This window comes from Pseudomonas aylmerensis, from assembly GCF_001702265.1.
In the GTDB taxonomy this organism is placed as follows: domain Bacteria; phylum Pseudomonadota; class Gammaproteobacteria; order Pseudomonadales; family Pseudomonadaceae; genus Aquipseudomonas; species Aquipseudomonas aylmerensis.
Genome location: NZ_MAUE01000014.1, coordinates 47,244 through 68,574 on the forward strand (window position 1 = coordinate 47,244; position 21,331 = coordinate 68,574).

Annotated in this window: 9 protein-coding genes; 3 read left to right on the forward strand and 6 right to left on the reverse strand. The window is 65.5% G+C overall.

Annotation, left to right across the window (positions count from 1 at the left end; all coding sequences use genetic code 11):
- Positions 1-63 precede the first annotated feature (63 nt).
- From BBG20_RS12015 to BBG20_RS12035, 5 genes are all read right to left on the reverse strand, one after another.
- Positions 64-285 (reverse strand): MbtH family protein, encoded by a 222-nt coding sequence (locus BBG20_RS12015; protein WP_065903458.1) that lies wholly within the window; start codon positions 283-285, stop codon positions 64-66.
- 82 nt (positions 286-367) lie between these two features.
- Positions 368-1,780 (reverse strand): aspartate aminotransferase family protein, encoded by a 1,413-nt coding sequence (locus BBG20_RS12020; RefSeq protein ID WP_065903461.1) that lies wholly within the window; start codon positions 1,778-1,780, stop codon positions 368-370.
- A gap of 162 nt (positions 1,781-1,942) precedes the next feature.
- Positions 1,943-2,710 (reverse strand): N-acetylmuramoyl-L-alanine amidase, encoded by a 768-nt coding sequence (locus BBG20_RS12025; protein WP_065903464.1) that lies wholly within the window; start codon positions 2,708-2,710, stop codon positions 1,943-1,945.
- 122 nt (positions 2,711-2,832) lie between these two features.
- Complete coding sequence (locus tag BBG20_RS12030; protein ID WP_065903466.1) at positions 2,833-4,155, reverse strand: ATP-binding protein; 1,323 nt, start codon at positions 4,153-4,155, stop codon at positions 2,833-2,835.
- Positions 4,152-4,832 (reverse strand): response regulator, encoded by a 681-nt coding sequence (locus tag BBG20_RS12035; protein WP_065903475.1) that lies wholly within the window; start codon positions 4,830-4,832, stop codon positions 4,152-4,154. Before BBG20_RS12035 ends, BBG20_RS12030 begins: the two co-directional genes overlap by 4 nt.
- A 176-nt stretch (positions 4,833-5,008) precedes the next feature.
- Between BBG20_RS12035 and dsbD the strand changes: the two genes are divergently transcribed.
- Genes dsbD through dsbG form a run of 3 tightly spaced genes read left to right on the forward strand, consistent with a single transcriptional unit; the run spans position 5,009 to position 8,339 of the window.
- Positions 5,009-6,736 carry a protein-disulfide reductase DsbD gene (gene dsbD, locus BBG20_RS12040; protein WP_065903483.1) on the forward strand — a complete coding sequence of 576 codons (1,728 nt, stop codon included), beginning with the start codon at positions 5,009-5,011 and terminating at the stop codon, positions 6,734-6,736.
- Positions 6,736-7,587, forward strand: a complete 852-nt coding sequence (locus tag BBG20_RS12045; RefSeq protein WP_065903485.1) for a prolipoprotein diacylglyceryl transferase family protein — start codon at positions 6,736-6,738, stop codon at positions 7,585-7,587. The genes dsbD and BBG20_RS12045 overlap by 1 nt, the downstream gene beginning before the upstream one ends.
- Positions 7,563-8,339, forward strand: coding sequence for a thiol:disulfide interchange protein DsbG (gene dsbG / locus BBG20_RS12050; RefSeq protein WP_065903488.1), 777 nt, complete (start codon positions 7,563-7,565; stop codon positions 8,337-8,339). Before BBG20_RS12045 ends, dsbG begins: the two co-directional genes overlap by 25 nt.
- A gap of 87 nt (positions 8,340-8,426) precedes the next feature.
- Here dsbG and BBG20_RS12055 read toward each other — a convergent pair whose 3' ends face one another.
- Positions 8,427-21,323, reverse strand: coding sequence for a non-ribosomal peptide synthetase (locus BBG20_RS12055; protein WP_065903490.1), 12,897 nt, complete (start codon positions 21,321-21,323; stop codon positions 8,427-8,429).
- Positions 21,324-21,331: the final 8 nt, after the last annotated feature.

The window sequence follows — 21,331 nt, forward strand, 5'->3', positions numbered from 1 at the left end:
AACAAGCTTTGAGGCTACAACAGGCCCGCATATCACACCAACCGAGCCTGCTGCAGCGCTGGCTCAGGACAGCGCGGCGCCGTCCATCTTCTGGCGCAGGCTCAACGGACGCATGTCGGTCCAGGTTTCTTCGATGTAGGCCAGGCATTCTTTCTTCAGGCCGCTCTTGCCCACGGTGCGCCAGCCTTCTGGCACCGCCTTGTAGTCGGGCCAGATGGAATACTGTTCTTCATGGTTGACCACTACCTGAAACAGGATGTCGTCGCGGTCAAATACTGAGGTCATTGCTGTTCTCCATCGCTCAAAGGCTGGCTGCGCACCACGCGCAGCGCTGATATCTGTAGAAACGTACCAAAGCGTAAAAAAATTAGAGGCTGGCCACCGCTGCGGCCAGGGCGCGCCCGAAGATCTCGGCCACTCGGTCGACTTCGGCGGCGGTGATCACCAGCGGCGGCAGGAAGCGCACCACGCTGCCATGCCGGCCGCCGAGTTCCAGGATCAGGCCGCGCTTGAGGCATTCACGCTGCACCAGCGGCGCCAATTGGCGATGCACCGGTGGATGGCCCTGGATATCCAGGGTGCCCTCGGGGTCGACCAATTCCACGCCGAGCATCAACCCACGCCCGCGAATGTCGCCAAGGTGCGGGAATTCACGCTGCAGGATTCTCAGGTGTTCACCGAGGCGTTCGCCCATGGCGGCCGCGTGGCCAGCCAGGTCGTGTTCCTTGAGGTAGCGCATCACCGCCGAGCCCGCCGCCATGGCCATCTGATTGCCACGGAAGGTCCCGGCATGCGCACCCGGCAACCAGGTGTCGAGCCAGTCGCGATACACCACCACCGCCAACGGCAGGCTGCCGCCGATGGCCTTGGACATCACCACCACGTCGGGAATGATGCCGGCGTGTTCAAAGGCAAACATCTTGCCGGTACGGCCAAAACCGCTCTGGATTTCATCCACGATCAACGCCACGCCGGCCTGCTCGGTGATCCGCCGCAAACCGCGCAGCCAGTCGAGATCGGCCGGGATCACGCCGCCCTCGCCCTGCACCACCTCGACGATCACCGCCGCCGGCAGCAACACCCCGGCTTCCGGGTCATTGAGCAGGTTCTCCAGGTAATGCAGGTTGACCCGCACACCCTCGGTGCCGCCGAGCCCGAACGGGCAACGGTAGTCGTAGGGGTACGGCAGGAATTGCACGCCATTGCCGAGCAAGGCGCCCAAGGGTTTCTTCGGCCCCAGGCTGCCCATCAGGCTCAACGCGCCCTGGCTCATGCCGTGGTAGCCGCCCTGGAACGACAACACCGTGCTGCGCCCGGTGGCGGTGCGCACCAGCTTCAACGCGGCTTCCACCGCGTCGGTGCCGGTCGGGCCGCAGAACTGGATCTTGGCTTCGCGCGCCAGCGCGGTCGGCAACAGGCCGAACAGGTCCTGCACGAACTGGTCCTTGACCGGCGTGGTCAGGTCCAGGGTGTGCAGGGGCAGTTCGTCACTGAGCACCTGCTGGATGGCTTCGATCACCACCGGGTGGTTATGCCCCAGCGCCAGGGTGCCGGCGCCGGCCAGGCAGTCGATGAAGCTGCGGCCTTCCACGTCTTCCACGTAGATACCCTTGGCGCGCTTGAGCGCCAGGGGAATGCGCCGCGGGTAACTGCGCGCGTTGGATTCCTGCTGGCGCTGTCGAGCCAGCAGCGGGGTTTCGTCGAACTGGTAGAGCGTTTCCGCGGGCGCCGGGCTGGCTTGCACCGGGGCATCTTCGATACGGCTGATAGCGACTGACATCTCTCGATCCCTCAATACGCTGATGATGGTGACCAAACTGCCGATCCGTTGGCGTCTGGCCCAAGGGCATGCGCACGGATTTCCTGTTCTGGAAACGCACCAGCGAGAAGAGGATTTAGGGGACAGTGACGGTTAACGGATGGATGAGCCTCGCGCCCGGCGTCACAACCCGAGGTATTTTTCGTTCAGCGCATACAAAATCGCGCAGGTCTCCGCATCCAGGCACCCGCCGTAATCCCGCGGGCGAAAGTGCATCTGGAAGGCGCGCGTGCGCCACTCGAACATCTGGCGATTCTGCGCCGGTTTATAGCCATAGCGCTGGAACGCCCGCTCCACCTCCACTTCAGGCGGCAACCCCAGGCGAAACCGGCGCTGGTACATGGCCCGCGTCGACTCGTCAAACCACGCGCCCACTCCCGCCTCGAACAACGTGCGCCACGGCAGGCGCGGCCCCGGGTCACTCTTGCGCCAGTAGGCCACGTCCGAGTGCCCCAGCACGTCGGCCGGGCCGATCTGCGGATGGCGCCCCAGGATGTCGCGCATCAGGGCGATGAGCACCTCCACCTGCGCCTGGCTGTACGCGGGAAAGGTAAACACCCCGCCATCGTCGCGCGCCAGATTGACGATCTCGATGCCGATCGCCCGGCTGTTGAGGTTGTCACGCCCGCCCCAATGGCTGGCCCCGGCATGCCACGCACGCAGGTCCTCGCCCACCAGGCGAAAGACGCGCAACTCTTCATACCCGGCGGCGCGGTAGCCGGGCTCATCGGGGTCGGGCAGCAGATAGTGAGCGCTGACCCCGTTCTGCGTCAGGGTCCGCAAGGACGAGGCGAAAGGCGCCGCGGTGTAGTGCAGGACCACCTGACGCACGGGCTCGCCGCTGCGTTCGTTGAAGTCCCGGGCAGGGAAACTGGTATCGATGACCAACATAAGAACTGTCCTTTTCAGTACAGGCCGAGTCTTTCGGCCCGTTCAAGCGCAAAAAAATTACCGCCATCCTGAAGGGTTGATCTTCAGCAGGGCGGTAACTATTTGGCACATGAGAAAACGGATCAGCGTCGCAACGGCATGCCCAGGTCGACGCGCAGGCCATCGGCCTGGCTGTCGAATGTCAATGAGCAGGAACACCGCTGCACGATGGCCTGCACGATCGCCAGGCCCAGGCCACAGCCTTCGCTGTTGCCATTGCGCCAGAAGCGTTGGGTAAGGTACTGCAGGTCCTCGGCGGAAATCTGCGTGCCGTGGTCACGCACGCGGAACACCACCTGATCGCCAGCGTTGAACACATTCAGCTCTACCCGGGTGTCGGCCGGGGTGTGGCGCAAGGCGTTGTCCAGCAGGTTGCGCAGGGCCGCGACGGCCAGGCCCACCGGCATTTCCACCGGAGCGCTGGTGAGGGTGTCTGCCAGGACCAGGTCGATGCGCTGGTTGTCGCCGGCGTTCGCATCCTCGATCGCCAGCCGCGCGACTTCCTCGGCGCTGGACTGCAAGCCGTCGTCGAATGACAGGCTGCCCTCTACCCGCGCCAGTAGCAGCAATTGCTCCAGGGTCCGGTGCAGGCGGTCGGCGCCTTCCTCGGCGTGGGCCAGCGACTGGTCGCGCGCCGCGCCCTCGGTCATGCGCGCGACTTGCAGGTGGGTCTTGATCGCGGTCAGTGGGCTACGCAACTCGTGGGCCGCATCGCCGGTCAGGCGGCGTTCGCGCTCGATGGTCTTGGCGATGCGCTGCAGCAGTTGGTTCTGCGTATCGAGCAGCGGCTTGAGCTCGCTGGGCAACGGGTGAATCTGCAGCGGCTCGAGGGAATCGGCGCTGCGGCGCATCAGCGCGTCACGCATGCGATTGAGCGGCAACAGGCTCTGGCCGATGCCTAGCCACAACAGGCACAGGCAACCCAGCATCGCCACGCCGACCGGCACCGAAGCGGCCAGCAGGATCGACAGGTTCAGCGCCTCGCGCTCCACCTGGCGGTCGGCGGTGGTGATCAGCAGGTCGCCACGCGACAGGGTAAAACTGCGCCAGCCCACACCGTCAACCACCTGGTCGCGGAAGCCGCTCTTGCGCGACTCCAGGCCCTCTTCCGGGGTGGTATGGCTGCGCGCGAGGATTTCGCCGCGCAGGGAGCTGACCTGGCAGGCCATGCCGCCCGGCACATGCAGTTGTTCGGCGCTGAAATGCGCGCCGCCGCTGACACTCGCCAGCCCCGGCATTTGCTCGGTCAGCCCCGCTACCATGCGCGCGGACGCCACCAGGCGCTGGTCGAGGGAAAACATCATCTGGTTGCGCAGGTCGTTGAGCATCCAGGCCGCTGCCAGGGCCCAGATAAGCACAAAAGCGGCGCCCAACTTGAAGGTCAGGCGCAGGCGCAGGCTTTTCACGACACGTCCTCTCCCCCGTCCGCCGGCCCGAGGCGGTAGCCCAGGCCACGCACGGTTTCGACGATGCCATTGCCCAATTTGCGCCGCAGGTGGTGGATATGCACGTTGAGGGCGTTGCTTTCCAGTTCGTCGTTGAAGCCGTAGACGCTGTCCTTGAGCTGTTCGCTGGACAGCACCCGGCCCTTGTTATGCAGCAGGGCCTGCAGCAGCGCCTGCTCGCGGCGCGACAGGTCGACCGGCTGGCCGCCGAGGAAGGTCTCGCGGCTGCTGGGGTCATAGGCCAGGCGGCCGTGCTCGATCAGGTTGACGCTGCGCCCCGCCACGCGCCGCAGCAGGGTCTGCAGGCGGGCGGCGAGTTCACGCAGGTCGAATGGCTTGAGCAAATAGTCGTCGGCCCCGGCTTGCAGGCCGTCGACACGATTGGTCACCGAATCTCGCGCGGTGAGGATCAGCACCGGGATTTCGAGGCCCTGGCTGCGCTGCTGCTGCAACAGCTTGAGGCCATCTTCGTCGGGCAGGCCGAGGTCGAGCACCATGATGTCGAACGTGGCCGCCTTGAGCATCGCCCGCGCCGCCGCCGCCGTGGCCACGTGCTCGACGGTAAAGCCCTGGGCGCCAAGGCCGGCGACGATGCCGCTGGCGATCAGCTTGTCGTCTTCACAGACCAGTACGTGCATGGTGAACCCTTCATGAAAGATGGGGAGGATTAAAGGTGTCGCGGATTAAGCGCCGATTATGCCGTGAAAAGAGGCGCGCTCAGTCATCCCCTTCACTTTAGAATAGCGCCCGGTTAATCATCGGTTAATCAACGCCACACATTGTGTGCCTACTTGCATCGAACTAAGGCTTGACCATGCGGCATCTGTTTACCTTTCTGCTGGTGTTGTTCGCGGGATTCGCCCAGGCCGCGCCGGGCAACCCGTTCGAGACCAAACCCGACTTCCTGCCGGTGGGCAAAGCGTTCACCTTTACCTCCGAGCGCCTGGAATCCGGTGAGACCCAGCTTTACTGGCAGATTGCCGACGGGTACTACCTGTACAAGCAGCGCATGAAATTCGATGGCCTGGCCGAACAGCCAGTGCTGCCGCAGGGCGAGGCCCATAGCGATGAGTTCTTCGGCGAGCAGGAGGTGTATCGCCAGGGCCTGGAAGTGAAGATCCCCGCCGGCGCCACCGGCCAGGTCAAGCTCGGCTGGCAAGGCTGCGCCGATGCCGGCCTGTGCTACCCACCGCAATCGATCACTGTAGACCTGGGCGGCAACCCCGCCGTTGCCGCTACCGCCGAGGCGCAGGACCAGAGCCTGGCCAGCGGCCTGCAGCAACGCAGCCTCGGTTGGAGCCTGCTGGTGTTCTTTGGCCTCGGGCTGCTGCTCGCGTTTGCCCCCTGTTCGTTACCGATGCTGCCGATCCTCGCCGGCCTGGTGGTGGGCAGTGGCGCCAGCCCGCGTCGCGGCTTTGCCCTGGCCAGCAGCTATGTGGTGTGCATGGCCCTGGTGTATGCCGCGCTCGGCGTGTTGGCCGCCCTGCTCGGCGCCAACCTTGCCGCACTGCTGCAAACACCGTGGATCCTCGGCAGTTTCGCCGCGCTGTTCGTGATCCTCGCGCTGCCGATGTTCGGCTTCTTCGAACTGCAACTGCCGGCCTTCCTGCGTGACCGCCTCGACAACGTCAGCCGCCAGCAAAGCGGTGGCAGCCTGCTGGGCGCCGGGGTTCTCGGCGCGCTGTCGGGCCTGTTGGTGGGGCCCTGCATGACTGCGCCCCTGGCCGGCGCCCTGCTGTACATCGCCCAGAGCGGCAATGCCGTGCACGGGGGCTTGATCCTGTTCGCCATGGGCATCGGCATCGGCATTCCGCTGTTGCTGCTGGTGACCGTGGGCAACCGCTTCCTGCCCAAGCCGGGCACCTGGATGAACGTGCTCAAGGGCGTCTTCGGCTTCCTGTTCCTGGGCACCGCGGTGCTGATGATTCGCCCGGTGGTCGACGACAGCCTGTGGATCGGCCTGTGGGGCGCACTGGCCTTGGTGATGGCTTACTGCGGCTGGACCCTGGCCCGCGAGTACGGCCTGGCTGCCAAGGTGTTCGGTGCCGGTTCGCTGGTGCTCGGCCTGTGGGGCGCGGTGCTGGTGGTGGGCGCAGCCGGTGGCAGCGATGACCTGTTCCAGCCATTGAAGGTCTACAGCGGTTCGCGAGTCGCCACCGCAACGGACGCCCACGACGCCTTCATGACCATCAACGATCCAGCCGTGCTGCAAAGCCAGCTCGACAGCGCCAAGGCCCAGGGCCAATGGGTGCTGGTGGACTACTACGCCGACTGGTGCGTGTCGTGCAAAGTCATGGAAAAACAGGTGTTCGGCAAACCCGAGGTCATGGCCGCCCTTAAGGATGTCCGCCTGCTGCGCCTGGACGTCACCGCCGACAACGCCGCCAGCCGCGCGTTGCTCGGCCGCTACAAAGTGCCGGGGCCGCCGAGCTTTGTCTGGATCGGCCCCGATGGTGAGGAGCGCCGTGCCCAACGCATCACTGGCGAAGTGGACGCCGCCACTTTCCTGCAACGCTGGACCCAGACCCGGGACGCCCTCTGATGCTGACCCTGACCATCGGCACCTTCGCCATCGCCCTGAATCACATCCTGTTGATCGGCGCGCTGATTCTCGCCACCCTGGTGGGTTGGCGCGTGGCCAAGCGTGGCGGTGAAAACCCGGAATCGGTGCTGTTCAGCCTGTTCCTGCTGGGCATGCTGGTGGCCCGCATCAGCTTTGTGCTGATGTACTGGAGTGACTACAGCAACGACTGGCTGCAGATGGTCGACCTGCGCGACGGCGGTTTCCTCGCCTGGCCTGGCGTGGTCGCACTGGTGCTCGGCGCACTGGCCTACGGCTGGCGTCGCCCGGCCCTGCGCAAGCCGCTGAGCGCCGGGGTGATCACCGGCCTGCTGTTCTGGGGCATGGCCACCCTGTCCCTGAGCCTGTACGACAAAGGCACGCAACTGCCGGACATCACCCTGCGCAATGCCAATGGCGAGGTGGTGCAACTGGCCGACTACAAGGGCGGCCCGCTGGTGATCAACCTGTGGGCCACCTGGTGCCCACCGTGCCGGCGGGAAATGCCGGTGCTGGAACGCGCGCAACACCAACGCCCGGACGTGACCTTCCTGTTCGTCAACCAGGCTGAAAGCATGCAGAGCGTCAGCACCTTCCTCGCTACCCAGGGCCTGACCCTCGACAACGTACTCTTCGACGCCAGCGGCCGCCTCGGCCAGGCCGTGGGCTCCATGGCACTGCCGACCACGTTGTTCTACCGGGCTGACGGACGCCTGATCAACAGCCACCTGGGCGAGTTGTCCCAGGCCAGCCTGGCCCGTGCCATGGAACCCTTCGACACCGAACCTGCCGCCATAAGGAAACCGACATGCCCCGCCTCCGCCACCTGCTGACCCTGCTGCCGCTGACCTTCCTGTCACTCAGCGCGACAGCCACCCTGGCCCAGGCCGAAGACTGGCCGGCACCGATCAAGCAGATCGAGGCCAAGGGCGCCAAGATCCTCGGCAAGTTCGATGCGCCCAGTGGCCTCACCGGCTACGCCGCGCAATACCAGAATCGCGGCATGGCGCTGTACCTGACCGCCGACGGCAAGAGCGTAATCGCCGGCAACCTGTACGACGCCCAAGGCAATGACCTGAGCAGCGCGCCCCTGGAAAAACTGGTATACGCGCCGATGGCCAAGGCAGTCTGGGCCAAGATGGAAAACAGCAGCTGGATCCAGGACGGCGACAAAAACGCGCCGCGCACCGTCTACCTGTTCAGCGACCCCAACTGTCCGTACTGCAACATGTTCTGGGAACAGGCGCGGCCATGGGTGAAAGCCGGCAAGGTGCAGTTGCGCCACATCATGGTCGGCATCATCCGCGAAGACAGCCCAGGCAAATCCGCCGCACTGTTCGCCGCCAAGGACCCGCAAAAAGCCCTGGAAGAACACGAAGCCGCCGGCAAAGCCAGCAAGTTGCAGGCGCTGGCCAAGATCCCGGCGACTATCGAAGCCAAGCTCGACGCCAACATGAAGTTGATGGATGAGCTGGAACTGTCGGCAACGCCGGCGATTTTCTACCTGGATGACAAGGGCCAATTGCAGCAACAGCAAGGGGCGCCGTCGCCGGAGAAGTTGGTGAAGATTCTGGGGCCAAAGTAAGCAACGCCTGGCCTGACCTCATCGCCGGCAAGCCAACTCCCGTAGGAGCCGGCTTGCCGGCGCTGAGGCCCTGGCAGACCACAACGATCAAAGCCCCTCCAGCTCCGCCATCAAATCACTCAACCGATCCACTTTCTCCGCGCTGATCTCGTTCGCCGCCAGCCCATCAATGTACTCGGCCAGCTCCGCTACCGTGCTGCACTCGAACATGGCTCGCAGCGGTACATCGCGTTGCAGGGACTTCTGCACGCGCGAGGCAATCTGCGTGGCCAGCAACGAGTGTCCGCCCAGCTCGAAGAAGTTGTCCTGCACGCCCACCCGCTCGACTTTCAGTACCTCGGCCCAGATGGCGGCCAGGGTGGTCTCCAGTGCGTTGCGTGGCGCCAGGTAGTCCTGGCTGTGCAACTGGCCGATTTCGAGTGCCGGCAGGGCCTTGCGGTCGAGCTTGCCGTTGGCGTTGAGCGGCAGGCGCTCGAGCCATAACCAGTGCAACGGCACCATGTATTCCGGCAGTTCGGCGCGCAGGCGTTGCTTGATGCGGTCCAGGCGTTCGCTTGAACTCAGCGCTTCATCGGCCGCCACCAGGTAGCCGACCAGATGCTTGCCGTTGACGCCTTCCTGCACGCCCACGGCGGCATCACGCACGTACGGCTGCTCGTGCAGGCGCGCTTCGATTTCACCCAGTTCGATGCGGTAACCGCGAATCTTCACCTGATGGTCGATACGCCCGACGTATTCCAGCACGCCATCACTGCGCCGACGCGCGAGGTCGCCAGTGCGGTACAGGCGCTCGCCCGGCGCGCCGAACGGGTTCGGCACAAACACCTGGGCGGTGCGCAGCGGATCGCTGACATAACCGCGGCCCACACCGGTACCGGCCACGCACAGCTCGCCGACTGCACCTCGCGGCACCAACTCCAGCGCGCCATCGAGCAGGTACAGGCGGTTGTTGTCGGTCGGTGTACCGATCGGCAGGTAAGTGCCACGGGTCGACGCCACATCGACGCGGAAGAACGCCACATCGTCCGAGCACTCCGCCGGCCCGTAGGCGTTCACCAGGCCAATCTGCGGGTATCGCTGCAGCCACTGGTGCGCGAGTTCCGGCGGCATCGCTTCGCCGGTCGGCAGCATCCAGCGCAGGCCGTCCAGGCTCATGCGCTCCTGGGCCAGCATGCCCTGGATCAGCGACGGCACGCTTTCCAGCACGGTAATGCCCTGGGCCTGTACATGCGCCAGCAAGCCTTGCGGATCGTGGGCAATGGTGTTCGGCACGATGTCCACCCGCGCGCCGAACAGCGGCGCGGCAAGGAACTGCCACACGGAAATATCGAAACTTTGCGAGGCAGTCTGGGCGATCACATCCGCCGGCCCGAGGTCCAGGTACGGCACCTTGCTCAACTGGTTGTTGAGCATGCCGCGCTGTTCGACCATCACGCCTTTGGGCAGGCCGGTGGAGCCCGAGGTGTAGATCACGTAGGCGAGGTTGTCCGCTGCGCTGTAGATACCGGGATTGGCACCACGGCCAGGCACTTCTTCCCACACCAGCAGTTGGCAATCAAAGCCCTGCAGCAGTTCGATGGCCTGCTCGCGGCACGCCTCGGTGCACACCAGCAACGGCGTGCGGCTCAGGTCGATGATGCGGCTCAGGCGCTGGCTGGGCAGCCCCGGGTCCAGCGGCAGGTAACCGGCGCCGGCCTTGAAGCTGCCGATGATCATGCCCAGCAGGTCCAGGTTGCGCTCAGCCAGCAACGCCACCGGTTGATCCAGGCCCACACCCGCCGCGATCAACGCGTGGCCGAGGCCGTTACTGCGCCGGTTCAACTCGTCATAGGTCCACTGCTGGTCGAGGCAGCTGGCGGCAATCCGCTGCGGATGCGCGGCCACCTGCGCCTCGAACAACTCGATGTAGCTGCTCTCCAGTGGATAGGCGTGTTCGCTCTGGTTGCAGCCGTCTACCAGGAACTCGCGCTCCTGCTCGCCGATCAGCGGCAGGTCGGCCATGTCGCCATGGAAGCCCTGCACCAGCGCCAGCAGCAGGCGCTTGAATTCGCCAAGCATGCCCTGCACGGTGGTTTCATCGAAATAACGCTGGTCGTAGGACAGGTGCAAACCAAGGTCATCCCCCGGATAACACACCGCCGTCAGCGGAAAGTTGGTGTGGGTGCGGCCGGAGTCCGAGGTGGCATTCAAGCTTTGTGCACGGTCCAGCACCGAGACTTCCACCGGAGCGTTTTCGAACACGAACAGGCTGTCGAACAGCGGTTGGCCCTTGGGCAGTTCGCTGTGTTCCTGAATAGTCACCAGCGGCAGGTATTCGTACTCGCGCAGCTGCATATTGCTGTCGAGCAGGCCGTTCAACCACTCGCGCACGCTGCAACGCTGGCCGTCCTCGGGCAGCTTCACACGCAGCGCGATGCTGTTGATAAACAGGCCGACGGTGCGTTGCATCTCGGGCATTTCCACGGGGCGCCCGGCCACGGTGACGCCGAACAGCACGTCGCGGTCGCCGCTCAGGCGCCGCAGCACCAACGCCCAGGCTGCCTGTGCGAAGGTGTTGACGGTGAGCTGATGGGCCTGGGCCAATTCGCGCAACTGCGCGCCGTCGCGGGCATCGAGGCGGGTGTAGCAGTCGCCCACCACCATGCCGCCACTGTGACCGGCATGTTCACGCAGGAACGGCCGATCGCTCGGGATCGGCGTGGTGCGCTCGAACCCCTGCAGGTTCTGCTGCCACCACTGGCGCGCTGCGTTCAGGTTCTGGCGTTGCAGCCAGGCGATGTAGTCGCGATAACGCGGCGGCGTAGCCAGTTGCGCCTCGCGGCCTTCGCCGAGGGCCGTGTAGAGCTCAAAGAAGTCATTCATCAGCAGCGAACGACACCAGGCATCGATGAGGATGTGGTGGTTGCTCATCATGAACCAGTAGCGCGCTTCGCCGACACGGATCAGGCGCAGGTGGAACGGCGCCTGGTTGAGCAGATCGAAACCGGCTTCGCGCTCCTGCTTGAGCAACGCCTGCAGACGCGGCTCCTGCTCGCTCTCCGGGTCGGTGCTCCAGTCCAGATACTCGATCGGCGTGCTGCCGGGTTTGTGGATCACTTGCAGCATGTCTTCGCCGACATTCCAGCAGAATGACGCGCGCAACGCTTCGTGACGGGCAATCACCGCCTGCCAGGCCTGGGCGAAACGCTCGGGGTCGAGCGCGCTGTTGATGCGGTAGCGGTCCTGCATGTAGTAGAGGCCGGTGCCCGGTTCCAGCAGCGTGTGCAGCAGCAGGCCCTCCTGCATCGGGGTCAGCGGGTAGACGTCTTCGATGGCACTGGCCGGCACGGGCAACGCATCCAGTTGCGACTGGGTCAGGTGGGCCAGCGGGAAATCGGACGGGGTCAGCCCGCCCACGCAGTCCTCAAGGCAATGCGCAACCAGGCCTTGCAGTTCGGCCAGGTAGGCATCAGCCAGCGCCTGGAGGGTCTGCGGGTCGTGGCGTTCACGGCTGAAGGTCCAGCGCAGCACCAGTTCACCGCCGTAGACCTGGCTGTCCACGCTCAGCTCATTGGGCAGCGGCGCGTCCGGGTCATGGGCCAGGCCGGCGGACTCGTCCAGCGGATGGAACAGCGCATCGGCGCCGAAGCTCTGGTCGAACTGGCCGAGGTAGTTGAAGGTGATCGCGGCACTCGGCAACGCGGCCATGCTGCGCTTGCACAGATCATCCGCCAGGTAGCGCAGCACGCCATAGCCGAGGCCCTTGTGCGGCACGCCGCGCAGTTGCTCCTTGATCGCCTTGATCGAGTCGCCCTGCCCGGCTTGTGGGGTCAGGCGCAATGGATAGGCACTGGTGAACCAGCCGACGCTGCGGGTCAGGTCGATGTCGTCGAACAGCGCTTCGCGACCATGCCCTTCGAGTTGGATCAGCGCCGAAGCGTGGCCACTCCAGCGGCACACCACGCGGGCCAGGGCCGTCAGCAGCAGGTCGTTGACCTGGGTGCGGTAGGCGCTCGGCGCTTGTTGCAGCAATTGGCGGGTGTGTTCGGCATCCAGGCGCACGCTGACGGTGTCGGCATCGCGGTGGCGCAGCGACCCTTGCGGGCGAGCGACCGGCAACGCCACCGCTGGGCCCGCCAACTGGTCCTGCCACACGCGCAACTCTTCGCGCAGCGACTCGCTGCCGGCATACGCCTGCAGGCGCGCGGCCCAGTCACGCAAGGCACTGGTCTTGGCCGGCAGGTTGACGGATTGGCCGTCGCTCAGTTGCCGGTAAACGGTCTGCAAATCCTCCAGCAATACGCGCCACGACACGCCGTCCACCACCAAGTGATGGATCGCGAGCAAAAGGCGTTGCTGGCCTTGCGGGCCATCCACCAACAAGGCCCGCAGCAGCGGCCCGTGTTCGAGATCGAGGCTGCGTTGGGTGTCGGTGAACAGCGCGGTGCACTGCGCCATATCACGCACTTTCGCTTGCATCAGCACGCCGCCTTCGGGCACGGCCAGGTGTTCGGCGTGCCACTGCGCATCGCGCGGGGTGAAACTCAGGCGCAGGGCGTCGTGGTGTTCGAGCACCGCCAGCAGCGCCTGTTCAAGGCGATGGGGTTCCAGCAGTTGCAGCGGTTTGAGCAGCAAGGCCTGGTTCCAGTGCTGCCGGTTGGGAATGTCCGTATCGAAGAACCAGTGCTGGATCGGTGTCAGGCCCGAGGGCCCCGTGAGCACGCCCTGCTCGGCGATGACCTGCTCGGAGCGCGTGGCGACGGCGGCCAGGGTTTGCACGGTCTGGTGCTGGAACAGGTCACGCGGGCTGAAGTGAATCCCGGCCTGCCGCGCGCGGCTGACCACCTGGATCGACAGGATCGAGTCGCCGCCCAGTTCAAAGAAGTTATCGTCCAGGCCCACCTGTTGCACGTTCAACACCGCGCACCAGATGGCGGCCAGGGTCTGTTCCAGCTCGTTGCGCGGCGCCACGTACTGTTGGCGGTTGGCCTCGGGGTCGGGTTGCGGCAAGGCGCGGCGGTCGAGTTTGCCATTGGCGGTCAGCGGCATGCTGTCCAGCACGATCAGGTGCGCGGGCACCATGTAGTCCGGCAACTGCGCCTTGAGGTGCGCCTTCAGCGCGTCACGCAAGGTGCCCTGGTCGGCGTCGCTGACCAGGTACGCCACCAGTTGCTTGCCGCTCGGCGAATCCAGCGCCAGCACCACCGCTTCGCGCACGGCTTCGTGTTCCAGCAGGCGGGTTTCGATCTCGCCCAGCTCGATGCGGAAACCACGAATCTTCACTTGATGGTCGATGCGCCCGAGGTACTCCACCAGGCCATCGGCGCGTTGCCGAACCAGGTCGCCGGTGCGATACAGACGCCCACCGCTGGCCGCAAACGGATCCGCGACGAACCGCTCGGCGGTCATGCCTGGACGCTCGTGATACCCCTGGGCCAGGCCGGCACCGCCGACGTACAACTCGCCGGTCGCACCCTGTGGCACCAACGCCAGGTCGGCGTCGAGAATGTAGGCCACGCGGTCACCGATAATGCTGCCGATCGGCACGCTGGCCGCGCCCTCCTCCACGTGCTGCGGCGCCAGGCTGGCGAGCGGCATCACCACGGTTTCGGTCGGGCCATAGGCGTTGAAAAACACGTCGGGCTGGAACGCTGCGCGGATGCGCTGCAGGTGCTCGCCGGTGAGGGCCTCGCCACCGGTGATGCACATGCGCACCGGCAGCGTCTGGTGTTGGGTCGCCAGCCATTGCGCCAACTGGCTGCCATAACTCGGGGTGAAACCGAGGATGTTGATACGATGGGTGCGGATCAGCGCGCAGATTTCCTCCGCATCCCACTGGCCCTGGGCACGCAACACCACCTGCGCGCCGCTGAGCAGCGGCACCAGCAGGCGCTCGGTGGCGGCGTCGAAGTTGATCGAATAGAAATGCAGCTCGCAGTCATCCGGGCGCATGCCGAAGCGCTCGATCACCGCCTGGCAGTGCATGGCGATTTCACCGTGGGCGACCACCACGCCTTTCGGCTTGCCGGTGGAGCCGGAGGTGTAGATCAGGTACGCCTGGTGCTGCGCCAGGCTAATGAACGGCAGCTCGCCGGCCGGGTAATTTGCCAGCACCGGCAAGTCATCTTCCAGGCACCAGCAGGCCACGGTAGCCGGCAATTCGCCGAGCGCTGCGAACATCGCCGCATCGCTGAGCAGCAGGCCGATGCCACTGTCTTCGATCATGTAGTGCAGGCGGTCGAGCGGGTATTCCGGGTCGAGCGGCACATAGGCGCCGCCCGCCTTGAGGATTGCCAGCAGGCCGATGACCATTTCCAGCGAACGCGGCAACGCCAGGCCGACCCGCACCTGCGGGCCGACGCCGCGCTCGCGCAGCATCCAGGCCAGGCGATTGGCGCGGGCGTCGAGTTCGGCATAGGTGAGGGTCACGCCGGCAAAGGTCAGCGCCGGGGCATCCGCACGCTTGGCCGCCTGTAGGCTGAACAGTTGATGAATGCACTGGTCGAGGCGATGTTCACCGGCCTCGACGCCCAGGCTGTCCTGCAAGGCTCGTTGCTCAACCGCGGTCAGCAACGGCAGTTCGCTGAGGCGCTGCGCGGGATTTGCGATCAGGGCTTCAAGCAGGTTGCGCCAATGTTCGGCCATGCGCGCAATGCGCGGTTCATCGAACAGGTCGGTGCTGTAGGTCAGGCAGCAACCCAGGCGATGGTCGAGGTCGGTGACTTCCAGGTTGAGGTCGAACTTGGTCGCGCGGGCATCGTTGGCCAGGTACTCGACAGTCATGCCGGCGAGTTGGCGGCTCTGCTGGAACTCCCAGCGCTGCACGTTGCACATCACCTGGAACAGCGGGTTGTAGGCCGCGCTGCGAGGCGGTTGCAGGGCTTCGACCAGATGATCGAACGGCAGGTCCTGGTGGGACTGGCCTTCGATCACGGTGTGGCGCACCTGCTCGAACAGCTCAGCGACATTCATCTGCCCATTGAGCTGGCAGCGCAGCACCTGGGTGTTGAGGAACGCACCGATCAGGCCTTCGCTTTCCGGGCGAATCCGGTTGGCCACCGGGGCGCCGATGCGCAGGTCGGTCTGGCCGCTGTAGCGGTAGAGCAACACGGCCAGGGTCGCGGTCATGGTCATGAACAGCGTCAGGCCGCGCTCGGCGTTGAACGCGCGCACGCGGGCGGCCAAGTCGTCGCTCAGGTCGAAGCGGTAGAGCTCGCCCTGATGACTTTGCACCGGTGGCCGCGGACGATCACCGGGCAGTTCCAGCAGCGGGTGTTCGCTGCCCAGCTGCGCCGTCCAGTAGTCCAGTTGGCGCTGGCGTTCGCCGCTTTCCAGCCACTGGCGTTGCCACACGCTGTAGTCCAGGTACTGCACCGGCAACGGCGGCAGCGGCGACAGGCGTTCATCGATAAACGCTTCGTACAGGGCGCTGAGTTCACGGGCAAAGATGTCCATGGCCCAGCCTTCGGTGACGATGTGGTGCAGGGTCAGCACCAGGTAGTGCTCCTGATCGCCCGCCTTGACCAGGCACGCGCGCAGCAACGGCCCGGTCTCCAGGTTGAACGGCGTGTGGGCCTCCTGATCGGCACGTTGCTGCAGGCGCTGCTGGCGCTCGGTTGCGTCCAGCGCCGAGAGATCCTGCCAGTCCATGCGCAGGCCGGTCTGCGCCGAGACTTTCTGATAGGCCACGCCATCGACACTCGGGAAGGTCGTGCGCAGGGTTTCGTGGCGCATGACCAAGGCCTGCAACGCCGCCTCGAATCGCCCCACATCCAGCACGCCACGCAGGCGCGCCATGCCGCCGACATTATAGGCCGGGCTGTCCGGTTCCATCTGCCACAGGAACCACATGCGCTGCTGGGAATAGGACAGCGGCACCTTCTGGCTGCGGTCGACCTGGGCAATTGCCGTCTGCTGGTTGCGCTGGCCGGAGGCCTGGATCAGCGCCACTTGCTCGGCAAAAGCGCCCAACTCGCTGGCTTCGAACAACGTGCGCAACGGCAACTCGACGTCGCAGGCCTGGCGGGTCCGGGAGATGATTTGCGTGGCCAGCAACGAATGGCCGCCGAGGGCGAAAAAGTCATCGCGCAGACCCAGGCGTGGCACGCCGAGCACCTCGCGCCAGATCGCCGCGATCTGTTGCTGCAACGCGGTTTCGGGCTCGATATGTTCGCGGGTTTGCCACACCGGTGCCGGCAAGGCACGGCGGTCGAGCTTGCCGCTGGGGCTCAGGGGCATGGCGTCCAGGCGCATCAACAGCGCGGGCACCATGTACTCCGGCAGTTCGGCGGCCAGCGCGGCCTTGACGTCCTGTTCATCCAGCGCGGTGCTGGCGGTGTAGTAACCGATCAACTGCGCGTCGCGCACCAGCACCACGGCCTGGGCGATACCGTCCAGGGCCAGCAGGCGCGCTTCGATCTCTTCGGGCTCCACACGGAAGCCGCGCAGCTTGACCTGCTGATCAAGGCGGCCCAGGTATTCGAGCACGCCGTCGGCGCTCCAGCGCGCGCGGTCACCGGTGCGATACAAGCGTGTGCCGCCCTCGCCCAGTGGATCGGCGACAAACCGTTCAGCGGTCAACCCGGCGCGTCCGAGATACCCGCGTGCCAGGCCGATGCCGCCGATGCACAGCTCACCCGGCACACCGGCCGGCAACGGATTGAGCTGCTCGTCCAGCACGCGGCAGATCACATTGCCCAGCGGCCGGCCAATCGGCGAGCGCTCGCCGTCTGCGGCCGTGCACTGCCAGTGGGTGACGTTGATCGCGGTCTCGGTCGGGCCATAGCGGTTGTGCAACTGCACTGCCGGCAACTGTGCCAACACACGGTTGCGCAACTCGGCGGGCAAGGCTTCGCCGCCGGAAAACAGGCGACGCAGGCTGGTGCATTCGGCCGCCAGCGGTTCATCGATAAACAGCTGCAACAGCGGCGGCACAAAGTGCAACGTGGTTACGCCGTGCTCCTGCACCAATTGCGCAATGCGATGCGGGTCGCGATGCTCACCAGGGCCGGCCAGTACCAGGCGGCACCCGGTGATCAGCGGCCAGAAGCACTCCCACACCGACACGTCGAAACTGATCGGCGCCTTCTGCATCAGCACATCGGTGTCATTGAGTTGATAAGTCGCCTGCATCCACTGCAAGCGCTCGGCCAGGGCCGCATGGGTATTGCCCACGCCCTTGGGCTGGCCGGTGGAGCCGGAGGTGTAGATCACGTAGGCGAGGTTATCGCCCTCCAGGTGCAGGCCCGGTGGCTGGGTCGGCCAGCTGTCCAGGTGCAGGCTGTCCATGGCAATCACGCACACGCCGGGCGCAGCCGGCACGCGGTCCAGCAATGGGGTCTGGGTCAGCAGCAGGTGTACGCCGCTGTCCTTGAGCATGTAGGCCAGGCGGTCGGCGGGGTAGTCCGGGTCCAGCGGCACATAGGCACCGCCAGCCTTGATGATCGCCAGCAGGCCGATCAACAGCTGCGGCGAACGCTCGGCGGCGATGGCCACGCACACGTCGGGGCCGACGCCTTTGTCGCGCAGGTAGTGGGCCAGGCGGTTGGCCTGGGTGTGCAACTGGGCGAAGGTCAGGCTAGCGTCCTGCCAGACCAGCGCGGTGCGGTCCGAGGTCTGCTGGTTGAGCAACTCGGGCAGCCACTGCCGGGCCGGCGCACACGGTGCCGTGCTCCACGCGGGCTGTTCGTCCTGCAGCCTCAACGGCAGGTCGCCGAGGGTTTGCTGCGGCTGCTCGCAGACCGCTTGCAGCAGCTGGATAAAGTGCTCGGCCAGGCGCTGGAGGGTCGCGTGTTCGAACAGTTCATCGGCGTAATCGAAGGACAGGCTCAAGCGCCCATTACGGTCTTCTTCGCTGTGCAGTTGCAGGTCGAACTTGGCTTCGCGGCTGTGCCACGGCAGCTCCTCGGCGAGCATGCCGGGCAGGCGGCGCAAGGCGCTCAAGTCGCGTTGCTGGTGGTTGAACATGACCTGGAACAGACCTTGTTCGCGCGCCTGCGGAAAGGCTTCCAGCAGTTGTTCGAAAGGCAAGTCCTGATGCGCTTGCGCGCCTAATACCGTCTCGCGAGTCGAGGCCAGCAGTTGGCTGAAGGGCAGGCGCCCGTCCAACTCGGCGCGCAGCACCAGGGTGTTGATGAAGAAGCCGATCAGGCCTTGGGTTTCCTGGCGCGGACGGTTGGCATTCGGCACGCCAATGCGGATATCGCGCTGGCCGCTGTAGCGGTAGAGCAGGCTCTGGAACGCCGCGAGCAACACCATGAACGGCGTGGATTGATTGGCCTGGGCGGTCTGGCGAATCGCTGCGCTGAGGCCGGCGCTCAAACGCACACTGTGGCGCGAGGCGCTGTAGCGTTGCTGCGCCGAACGTGGGCGATCGGTGGCCAGGCTCAGGGGCGGATGCTCCTCGCCCAGCTGCGCTTTCCAGTACGCCAGTTGCCGCTGGCCTTCGCCCTGGGCCAGCCATTGGCGCTGCCAGCTGCCGTAGTCGGCGTACTGCAGGGTCAGTGGCGGCAAAGTCAGGGCCTGGCCCTGGCTGGCGGCGGCGTACAGGCGCGAGAACTCGTCGAGCAGAATATTCAGCGACCAACCGTCGGCGATGATGTGGTGAAGGGTGACCAGCAATTGGTGATCTTCATCGTCCAGGCGCACCAGGGTTACCCACAGCAACGGGCCTTTTTCCAGGTCGAACTGGGTACGGGCTTCGTCCTCGCGGATCTGTTGCGCGCGAGCCTCACGCTCGGCGGCAGGCAGGTCACTGAGGTCGATGACTTGCAGCTCGAAATCGGCGTGAGCAGCCACGCGCTGGAAAGCCTGGCCATCGCGTTCGTAGAAACGCGTGCGCAAGGCCTCATGGCGCTGGATCAGTTGCTGGAAGCTCACGCGCACCGCGTCTGCGTCCAACTCGCCCCGCAGGCGCAAGCCACCGGGGATGGTGTAGGCGCTGCTCTGCGGGTCCAGTTGCCAGGTGATCCACAGGCGGTTCTGTGCCAGCGATTGCGGCAGTTCGTCCTCGCGCGACAAGGCAGCAATCGCGCCTTGGGCCAGGCCACCGTCCTGTTGCAGTTGCGCCACGCTCGCGGCGAACGCCGACAGCGTCGGCGCCTCGAACAGCAGGCGCAGGTTCAGTTCCAGGCCAAGGGTTTCACGCAGCCGCGCGACCACCTGGGTGGCGGTGATGGAGTTGCCGCCGAGCAGGAAGAAATGGTCATCGGCGGCCACGCTCGGCACCTGCAATTGCTCACACCAGATCGCTGCGATCCGGCTTTGCAGCTCGGATTCCAACGCCGCATCGCTTGCCTGCACGTGCAGGTCGGGGAACTGCGCATAGCTGTCGAGGCTGCCATCGGCGTGACGCAACGCACACGCGGCACGCTGCACTTTGCCGCTGGAGGTCTTGGGCAAGGCGCCGGGATTGAGCAACACCACCACGCTCGGCGCTTGCTGACAGGCCTCGGCCACCGCTTGGCGGATCGCCTTGATCAGCGCGTCGGGCGGCAGGATTTTCTGCACGCTGCGGCTGATTTCCACGGCGATGCCGATTCCTTCCAGGCCCTGGTCATTCACCGCGAACGCCGCAACGCGGCCCTTGCGCACCACCTCGACTTCGCGCTCGATGGTCTGCTCGATATCCTGGGGATACAGGTTGTGGCCACGCACGATCAGCAGGTCTTTGAGACGCCCGGTGATGTACACCTCGCCGTCTCGGATAAAGCCCAGGTCACCGGTGCGCAGCCACGTACGCCCGGCGTGTTGGACGAAAGTCCTCGCGGTGGCCTCGGGGTTGCGCCAATAGCCATGGGCGATGCTCGGCCCGGTGGCCCAGAGTTCGCCGACGCAGTTGTCGGCCAGTTCACTCAAGGTCTGTGGGTCGGCGATCAGCACCGCGTGTTCCGGCTGGCTGGTGCCGCAACTCATGATTGCACTGCCCTGCCCAGGCTCGGCGCGATTGGCGGCCAGGGCCTGCTCGTCGACACGCAGCGCCGGGATGCCCTGGCCACGGCGACCACCGGCGACAAACAGGGTGGCCTCGGCCAGCCCGTAGGAGGCGAAGAAATTGTTCGGGGTGAAACCGCAGCTCGCGAACTTCTCGGCGAAGCGTTCCAGTGTGTCGAGGCGAATCGGCTCGGAGCCGGAATAGGCCACGCGCCAGCGGCTCAAGTCCAGGCGTTCCAGCGCGGATTCACTGACCCGCTCGCTGCACAGGCGGTAGGCGAAGTCCGGTCCGCCGCTGATGGTGCCGCCGTATTCGCTGATCGCTTCCAGCCAGCGCAACGGCCGGCCGAGGAAGTATGCCGGCGCCATCAATACGCACGGTACGCCACTGAAGATCGGTTGCAACAGGCCACCGATCAGGCCCATGTCGTGGTACAGCGGCAGCCAGCTGACGATCACGTCGTCGGGGTTCAGGTCGATACCGAAGCCACGGCGGATCAGCACTTCGTTGGCCACCAGGTTGCCGTGGCTGACTTGCACGCCCTTGGGCAACGCCGTGGAGCCGGAAGTGTATTGCAGGAAGGCAATGTCGTCGGGCTGCAGCTCAGGGGCCAGCCAACGCTCGGCGATGCCGGCATCGAGGGTGTCGACACTCAGCACCGGCGGCGCGTTGTCGATCTGGGCCAGGCCATCGCCGAGGCTGGCGATGGTCAGCAGCAGGCGCGGTTCGGCATCGGCGATGATCGACAGCAGGCGCTCCTGATGGTGACGGCGCGTGGACTCCGGCGGATAAGCCGGCACCGCGATCACCCCGGCGTACAGGCACCCAAAGAACGCTGCGACGTAGTCCGGGCCGCTGGGGAACAGCAACACTGCGCGATCGCCCAGCGTCGCCTTGGCCTGCAAGGCGGCGGCGATGGTCCGGGCGCGCTGGTCCAGGTCACGGTAACTGAGCACCACGCTGTGCTCGGCCGACTCGGCGAGGAAGCGCAGAGCCACCTGGTCCGGGGTCTGCGCAGCACGACGTTGAAGGGACTCGACCAGGTTACGGGGAAGTTCGAAGGCGTCCATCATGGGGTTCC